Source organism: Pseudomonas sp. PS01297 (assembly GCF_029959305.1).
Classification (GTDB): domain Bacteria; phylum Pseudomonadota; class Gammaproteobacteria; order Pseudomonadales; family Pseudomonadaceae; genus Aquipseudomonas; species Aquipseudomonas helleri.
This window is the reverse complement of the sequence record NZ_JASCPQ010000152.1, coordinates 1-7,986: the sequence shown is the minus strand read 5'-3', so window position 1 is coordinate 7,986 and position 7,986 is coordinate 1. Positions and strand designations below refer to the sequence as shown.

The 7,986-nt window shown below is 58.4% G+C and carries 5 protein-coding genes; 4 read left to right on the top strand and 1 reads right to left on the bottom strand.

The annotated features are described in order from the left end of the window. The first annotated feature begins 77 nt into the window (after positions 1 to 77). The 3 genes from QMX84_RS25200 to QMX84_RS25190 are packed head-to-tail and all read left to right on the top strand — an operon-like array spanning position 78 to position 2,820. Complete coding sequence (locus QMX84_RS25200) at positions 78 to 866, top strand: ABC transporter ATP-binding protein (RefSeq protein ID WP_048366533.1); 789 nt, start codon at positions 78 to 80, stop codon at positions 864 to 866. Beyond that, positions 863 to 1,813 carry an ABC transporter substrate-binding protein gene (locus QMX84_RS25195; protein WP_282365065.1) on the top strand — a complete coding sequence of 317 codons (951 nt, stop codon included), beginning with the start codon at positions 863 to 865 and terminating at the stop codon, positions 1,811 to 1,813. The genes QMX84_RS25200 and QMX84_RS25195 overlap by 4 nt, the downstream gene beginning before the upstream one ends. Next, entirely contained in the window at positions 1,810 to 2,820 is a 1,011-nt protein-coding gene (locus tag QMX84_RS25190; protein ID WP_048385347.1) for an iron ABC transporter permease, read from the top strand. Before QMX84_RS25195 ends, QMX84_RS25190 begins: the two co-directional genes overlap by 4 nt. On the opposite strand, the gene QMX84_RS25185 is transcribed toward QMX84_RS25190, so the two are convergent. Beyond that, positions 2,817 to 6,311 (bottom strand): DUF4329 domain-containing protein, encoded by a 3,495-nt coding sequence (locus QMX84_RS25185; protein ID WP_282365064.1) that lies wholly within the window; start codon positions 6,309 to 6,311, stop codon positions 2,817 to 2,819. The genes QMX84_RS25190 and QMX84_RS25185 overlap by 4 nt on opposite strands. A gap of 318 nt (positions 6,312 to 6,629) precedes the next feature. Here QMX84_RS25185 and urtA point away from each other — a divergent pair, with 318 nt between their 5' ends. Beyond that, positions 6,630 to 7,895 carry an urea ABC transporter substrate-binding protein gene (gene urtA, locus QMX84_RS25180; protein WP_153336617.1) on the top strand — a complete coding sequence of 422 codons (1,266 nt, stop codon included), beginning with the start codon at positions 6,630 to 6,632 and terminating at the stop codon, positions 7,893 to 7,895. Positions 7,896 to 7,986: the final 91 nt, after the last annotated feature.

The window sequence follows — 7,986 nt, the reverse complement described above, 5'->3', positions numbered from 1 at the left end:
CGCGTTTCCGTCTTTATTTTTAAATAAAAAAACCGGGGCGGGCCACCCCCGCTCCTACGGGATTGACCGGTAAATGCATGACTCAGCTCACCCTCACCAAACTCGCCTGGACGCCCTTGGGCCACGGCCATTGTCATCACCAGTTCAAGCTGCGTGATGCCAACCTGCACGTGGCGGCTGGTGAGTTTGTGGGGCTGATCGGGCCTAATGGCAGCGGTAAAACCAGCCTGTTGCGCTGTGCTTATCGCTTCAGCAAGCCCGAAGCGGGCGAGGTTCATCTCGGCCCGCACAACCTGTGGCAACAATCACCACGCTGGTGCGCCCAGCGCATCGCCGTGGTGCTGCAAGAATTCCCTGACGCCTTTGGCCTGACCGTTGATGAAGTGGTCGCCATGGGCCGTACCCCGCACAAAGGCCTGTTTGACGGCGACACCCAGGCCGACCGCGAACTGGCCAGAGACGCCCTCGAATCCGTCGGCCTGCAAGGCTTTGAAGACCACGCCTTCGCCACCCTCTCGGGAGGCGAAAAACAGCGTGTGATCCTGGCCCGCGCCCTGACCCAACAACCCGACCTGCTGATCCTCGACGAGCCGACCAACCACCTCGACCCGCGTTATCAGCTGGAGCTGCTGCAACGAGTCAAGCGCCTGAACATCGGCACCCTGGCCAGCATCCACGACCTGAATCTGGCGGCGGCTTTTTGTGATCGGCTGTACGTGATCAACCACGGCAAGATCATCGCCAGCGGCACGCCGCGCGAGGTATTGACCGTGGAATTATTACGCAACGTTTTCGGCGTGGACGCACTGGTCGACGACCACCCACTGTCCGGCTACCCGCGCATTACCTGGATAACCCAACCATGAAGCTGATCCGTCTCGCCCTGTGCCTGGCTGCTTTATTCGGCGCGCAACTGGCTCAAGCCGACGCCACGACCTACCCGCTGACGATTAAAAGCTGCAACCGTGACGTGACCTTCACGCAAGCGCCCAAACACGCGGTCAGCCACGACATCAACATGACCCAAATGATGCTCGCCCTGGGCCTCAAGCCGCGCATGGCCGGGTACAGCGGCATCAGTGGCTGGAAGTCGGTCACGCCCGAGATGAAGGCCATTCTCGACGGCCTGCCCGAGCTGGCCAGCAAGTACCCGTCGGTTGAAACCTTGCTCAATGCCAACGTTGATTTCTTCTTCGCCGGGTGGGATTACGGCATGCGCGTGGGTGGTGACCTCACGCCGCACACCCTGACCCCGCTGGGCATCAACGTGTATGAGCTGACCGAGTCATGTGCGTTTGTGATGAAGCGCCCTCCAGCCAGCCTGGAAGACACCTACAACGACCTGCGCAACCTCGGCAAAATCTTCGACGTGCAAGACCGCGCCAACGCATTGATCGCGCAGATGCAGGCAAAAATCGCCGACGTGCAGAAGTCTCTTCCGGCATCAAAACCCCGGGTATTTCTGTATGACAGCGGCGAAGACCGCGCCATGACCTCGGGCAAGCTGGGCATCCCCCACGCCTTGATTGAAGCCGCGGGTGGCGATGATATCCTCAGCGACATCGACGCCAGCTGGACCCGCGTTAACTGGGAAACCGTGGTCGAGCGCAACCCCGAGGTCATCGTGATCGTCGACTACAGCGAAGTCACCGCCGAGCAAAAACAGCGCTTTCTCGAAACCAACCCGGCCCTGCAATCGGTGGACGCTATCAAGCACAAACGCTTTATCGTCATCCCCTATGTGCAAGCCACGCCGGGCATCGACAACGTGCTGGCCATCGAAACCCTGGCCAAAGGGTTTCACCCACAATGATGTCTAACCGCTACGCCCTGTTACTGATCAGCCTTGGCGCACTGCTGCTGGTGTCATGCGTGGTGTCGCTGGGCTTTGGCCCGGCGCGGGTGCCGGTCGACGTGGTGTGGCACATTGTGTTGAACAAAGTGTTTGGCCTCGGTGAGGTGAGCTGGAGCGCTGGCCAAGAACACATCGTGTGGCTGATCCGCGTGCCGCGCATGCTACTCGGTGCCCTGGTGGGGGCGGGCCTGGCGTTGATCGGGGCGGTGCTACAAGCCGTGACCCGCAACCCGCTGGCTGATCCGCACTTGCTCGGCGTCACCAGCGGCGCGACGTTGGGCGCGGTGATTGTGGTGCTGCACGTGGGCGAAATCGTCGGCCTGCTGACCTTGCCCATTGCCGCCTTTATCGGCGCCCTGCTGAGCATGCTACTGGTACTGGCCATCGCCAGTCGTCAGGGGCGTCTGGATAGCGACCGCCTGCTGCTGTGCGGTGTGGCAGTGTCGTTCGTGATGATGGCGGTGGCCAACACCTTGCTGTTTTTGGGCGACCATCGCGCCAGTTCTGCTGTGCTGTTCTGGATGCTCGGCGGCCTCGGGCTGGCCCGCTGGGAACTGCTGGCCGTGCCCAGTGCCGTGGTGCTGCTGGGGCTGTTTTTACTGCTGGGCATGGCCCGCCCGCTGAATGCCCTGATGGCTGGCGAGCAAACCGCCGTCACCCTCGGCCTGAATGCGCGCAATGTGCGGCTCAAAGTGTTCTTGATCGCCTCACTGATGACCGGCGTCTTGGTGGCCATCAGCGGTTCCATCGGCTTTGTCGGCCTGATGATCCCGCACATAGCCCGCCGTCTGGTGGGCGCTGAACACCGGCGTTTACTGCCGGTGTCAGCGCTGCTGGGCAGCGTGTTCCTGGTCTGGGTCGACGTCGCCGCTCGCACCCTGATCGCCCCCGAAGACCTGCCCATCGGCGTGGCCACGGCGGCCATCGGCGGGTTGTTCTTTATTGGCTTGATGCGCAAGCGTTAAAGCTCATCACGCAGCACCCCCGGCTTGGGCGTCACGGTGGGTTGCAGGGGGCTGGGCGTCGTCCACTCAAAGCCGCCTTCGGGCTCAAGCTCAAAGTGCGGGTCGCGGTACAGACCGAGGGCAGGCCATGTCGGGCTGGTGACCAACACAATCAATTGCCCGGCCTTGGCGATGTCAGTGAGCATTTGCCTGGACGTTTTGGGCGACGATGTCGGCTGGGCGTTCTCGACAAAATAGCCCGCCTCGGTGCGTTCAAACGTTTTTTTCGGCCCACACAGTTGGACTTCCTGCGCTTCATCTCCCGCTGAGTACAGCAGCAGGGCACCGTCGTTTGTGGACACATACACATTGACTTCATAGTCCTGGTCGCCAGCGCGGTTGGCCATTTGTTCCATAGCCACCGACGCGTAGCAGAGGTCCACCGGCCAAGGCATGTTCTGTACGCGCTTTTTATCCGCTTCACTCAGCGCGGTCACGTGCCTGACATCACGCGCAACCTGCAGGCGCCGCACCGAATAACCGGCGGGCAAAATCGGTCGCAACGGATCCTCACTGGGCTTATGTCGATGGCTGATTACGATCAGTTCGGCGGCATTGGCCTGCAGGCCGTTGCTCACCTCCGGCTGCAGCGCCACCCAACTGTCGCTACTCGGGTTGTGCAACAACGCCCCCATTGTATTGAGCGTGTGGGGACGTTTCAGTTGCCGATGCACAGTCCACGCGGCGTCATCGGGGTGTGCGTACACAGGGCCCAAAGCCACAACCCGCGGATGATTTTGATCCGCCAGCAATTCTCTGACACTGGGCTTCCACGTCGCCAACACCGGGCCAGGGTTGACCCACACCCCACAGGTGTTGATCACGGTCAGTGTGCCACTCTGTGCCACCTCGCGGGCGTAGGTCACAGCGGTCTGCGCCAGGGTGGTCAGTTGCTCCATCATCCAGTTGCCGGAATCGCGGAAAATCCCCGCCGTAATCAAACTTGAAAGGGTGCCCGGCAAGTAGCGCAACAACGCCCCTGTTGCTGGCGCGAGATACAGCGCCGGGTTCAGCTTCTGAGGATAGGCTTGATCTTCAAGGGTCGAGAGCGTCACCAGCGCAGTGGCTATGTCACGCGGCGAGATAAACGCCTGGTAAACAGCATCAGCCAGCAGGACGGCTGGCACTTGCGGGGCCGCAAGGTACATCGCACAGACGCTGAAACCTTCAGGCCACTGGTAACGCTGGGTCATGGCGTCGTAAGCAAATACCTTGTCCAAGCTCAAGTAAGTATCGGTGTGGGGCTGCGTCGCGACATAGGCCTCACCTTGAGTGCTTTTCAAAATAAAGCCGTACTGCACCTCTTTACGCGTCCCTAGCTGGGTGTGGGCAAACCGCACAGCGTCCTGTTCTTGGGTAAAGATCGGGCTGCACACTGGCGTTCGCACTTGTCCCGCGACCAAAGGCAACACGGCGTGGGTCGCCACCCCCCCCGGCGCGCCCCAGCAGGGGCTGCCCTTGATGACTTCCAACGTTCCCGTCGCGGCTATACCGGAAATATACCCGCTGGGTTTGAGCTTGTTGGCCCTCAAGCGCTGCTGAATCGAGTTCTTGCGTACATTCCACACGTCCGCTGGAAGAGGCGTTAACTGACTCAACATGCGCAGCTCATCCTTTGAACCACTGGGGGAATATTTGATCAATGCGCCCTCTTGTGTCGAAAAATAGCGCGTCTTGATCCTGCCACGGTCATTAATGGCTGCGCCGACCTCATGAGGCTCCAGCATATTTCGGTATAACTGTTCTTCTTGCGCTGAACGCCACAGTTGCAAAGGCCAAACGCGATGGGTGTGATACATCGCCACCGGGGTGCAGCCCGGTGGTGCAAATGACTGGACTTCAGGCGGTATAACGGTGTTGATATCAAAGGTTTCAGTGCTGACCGCCAAAGGCTCGGTGACGACAAAGCGCTGGTCGGCACGCTGATAGATAACACCGCCCAAGACCTTCTTGTCCCGGCCTGCTATGCGCTCATGAACATACAACGCGGCATCATCGGCACTGATAAAGCACGGGCTCAACACCCTGCGCGCAAAGTGCTTATAGGGCTGCCACTGCGCAGTGACACGCCCCGTACGGCTCCATAAATCGCTGGTGTACAACACACTCAACTCACCGGCCGTGGCTATGTCCTGAACATAGAACCGAGTTTTATAAAGCCCCAGGCGCAGGTCGCCTGCCATCCTGATCCAGCCCCGATCATGGATAGGGTTCACAAACTGCTGCTCCTGCGCGGAGAACGTCGATACATACTCCAGGACAGCGCCATCGCGCACGAGAATATAGAGCGGTATCGATCGGGTACTTTCGGCATGCTTGAGCCGGGTCGTTGATCGGGCCGCCGTAATCCCCGTCGCCATGAACATGGGGTCAATAAAGTGCTTAAAGACAGTGAGTTCCTCTGCCGGCAAGCTGCTCAGCGGGCGATACTGATTCTCGCCGCAATAAACACCGACGATTTCAAACCCTTGCGGCAGTACAACGTCACCTTGCCCGGTTGTAGAAAACACCAATGCCTTAGAGAAGACTGAAGCCGAAAGTGCACTATCGGCTGATGCTTGCAACCCAATCGTCTCAAGAGTCAGGGGCATGGGTTCAGTGGCGATAAACGTCCCTGAAGCCTTGCTCTCAAGCACAAACCCGTAATGACTCTCGACCACGCGCTCAGTGCGATTGCGCACATAGTTGAGCAACGCTTTCAACGAGGAGGCGACAGGGCTGAAGGCCGGTCGCAGCATCGCATTGGGGACAACATCAAGGGTATTACCCGGTTTGTAGAGCTTGAAGGTGCTGTCTATCTTGCCCACTTTCCAGCCCCATACTTCAGAAGACTGGATCACACTTAACGTCCCCACATAGGCGATTGCCCGTATATACCCGTCAATCGAATCGAAGGTCAGTCTTTTGTCTCGCGCATCGTTAAAAAAACGAATGGCCAACTTCTCTTCAAGGGCAGAACCACTGGCCTCGTACTTCAGAAGCACGCCATTGACAGCCGACAAATAGTGCGCAGAGGCAAAGTAGGTGTTCAAGTGAGTCAAGCCAATATCAATACTTGAAAAAAACTGCACTGTCGTAATGATTTGAGCGGTGCTCCAGTCATGGAACAATTTTTTCAACAGATCGTAGTCATTGGGGTGGGAATGATAAAAGGCATAACAGGTATAGCCCGGCGGATGAACAAACTGACCTTCAGCATTACTTGAAGCCACTAATCCGGGGTCAAAATTGCTGGTCCTCCCCCTCACAGGCCGGGTTGCAAAATAACGCCCTTGGGCATCCTTTAAAATCATGCCGCCATATTCAACGCCGCGCTGATCGCCAATCAATTCATGGGCAAAGCGTGCTGCATCGTCCGGCGCTATAAAAGCAGGACTCAGATCCGGCAATTGAACGGTGTGGTTCGCTAATTGGCGCTTTTGCCGACCAGCTTCTTTATCTGAACTCATCATGATGTGGAGCCTTGTCTGGAAAATGACCGGGCGAGTGCACGGTCACTTTCCATGTTTCACCTGAAGGTGCGCGCCAAGGGGCTATTTAGTTATCGACTTGCCTTGAGCAGTGCGCTCCTCGCTAGCCTGTAAGCACCAAAGCCGGGCATCTCCGTGCACGCAGCTCATCAACAGGCCCCGTCATGGTGCGCAAGTCTTTGCACCCATGCCCCAAAACCCTGCACTAGACGCCCTGCACCACTTCGGCACAGACCTTGCAAAAACCCTCCCAGTGTTCGTATCGACCCTTAAAACAACGAAACATCTGGAGATCGGCCCATGAAGCGTCGTAGCTTGATCAAAGCGTTCACCCTCTCGGCATCCATTGCCGCCATGGGTCTGACCTGGACGGTGCAAGCCGCCGAGACCATCAAGGTGGGGATTCTGCATTCGTTGTCCGGGACCATGGCGATCTCTGAAACCTCGCTCAAAGACATGGCCTTGATGACCATCGACGAGATCAACGCCAAGGGCGGGGTGAACGGCAAGATGCTCGAACCGGTGGTAGTCGACCCGGCTTCCAACTGGCCACTGTTTGCCGAAAAGGCCCGCCAGTTGCTGACCCAGGACAAAGTCGCGGTAGTGTTCGGTTGCTGGACCTCGGTGTCCCGTAAATCGGTACTGCCGGTATTTGAAGAACTCAACGGCCTGCTGTTCTACCCGGTGCAATACGAAGGCGAAGAGATGTCGCCCAACGTGTTCTACACCGGTGCAGCGCCTAACCAGCAAGCCATCCCGGCGGTTGAGTATTTGATGAGCGAAGACGGCGGCAGCGCCAAGCGCTTCGTGCTGCTGGGCACCGACTACGTGTACCCGCGCACCACCAACAAAATCCTGCGTGCGTTCCTGCACTCCAAGGGCGTAGCCGACAAGGATATCCAGGAGGTCTACACGCCGTTTGGTCACAGCGATTACCAGACCATCGTGTCCAACATCAAAAAGTTCTCGGCGGGTGGCAAGACTGCGGTGATCTCCACCGTGAACGGCGACTCCAACGTACCGTTCTATAAAGAGCTGGCCAACCAGGGCCTGAAAGCCACCGACGTGCCGGTGATTGCGTTCTCGGTGGGCGAAGAAGAACTGCGCGGCATCGACACCAAACCATTGGTGGGCAACCTCGCCGCCTGGAACTACTTCGAATCGGTGGATAACCCGGTCAACAAGAAGTTTGTCGACGACTGGAAAGCCTACGCCAAGGCCCACAACTTGCCGGGCGCTGACAAAGCTGTGACCAACGACCCGATGGAAGCCACCTACGTGGGCATTCATATGTGGGCGCAGGCGGCTGAAAAAGCCAAGTCCACCGATGTCGATAAAGTCCGCGAGGCCATGGCCGGCCAGACCTTCGCCGCGCCGTCGGGTTACACCCTGACCATGGACAAAACCAACCACCACCTGCACAAGCCGGTGATGATCGGCGAGATCCAGGATGACGGCCAGTTCAACGTGGTATGGCAAACCCCAGAGCCTATCCGCGCCCAGCCATGGAGCCCGTTCATTCCTGGCAACGACAAAAAACCGGACGCCCCGGTGAAAAGTAACTAACCCCCGGCAGCATCGTTGTGCCGCTGTGGGAGCGGGCTTGCTCGCGAATGTATCGACGCGGTTTCTTGCCAAAACCGCATTGAATGAATCG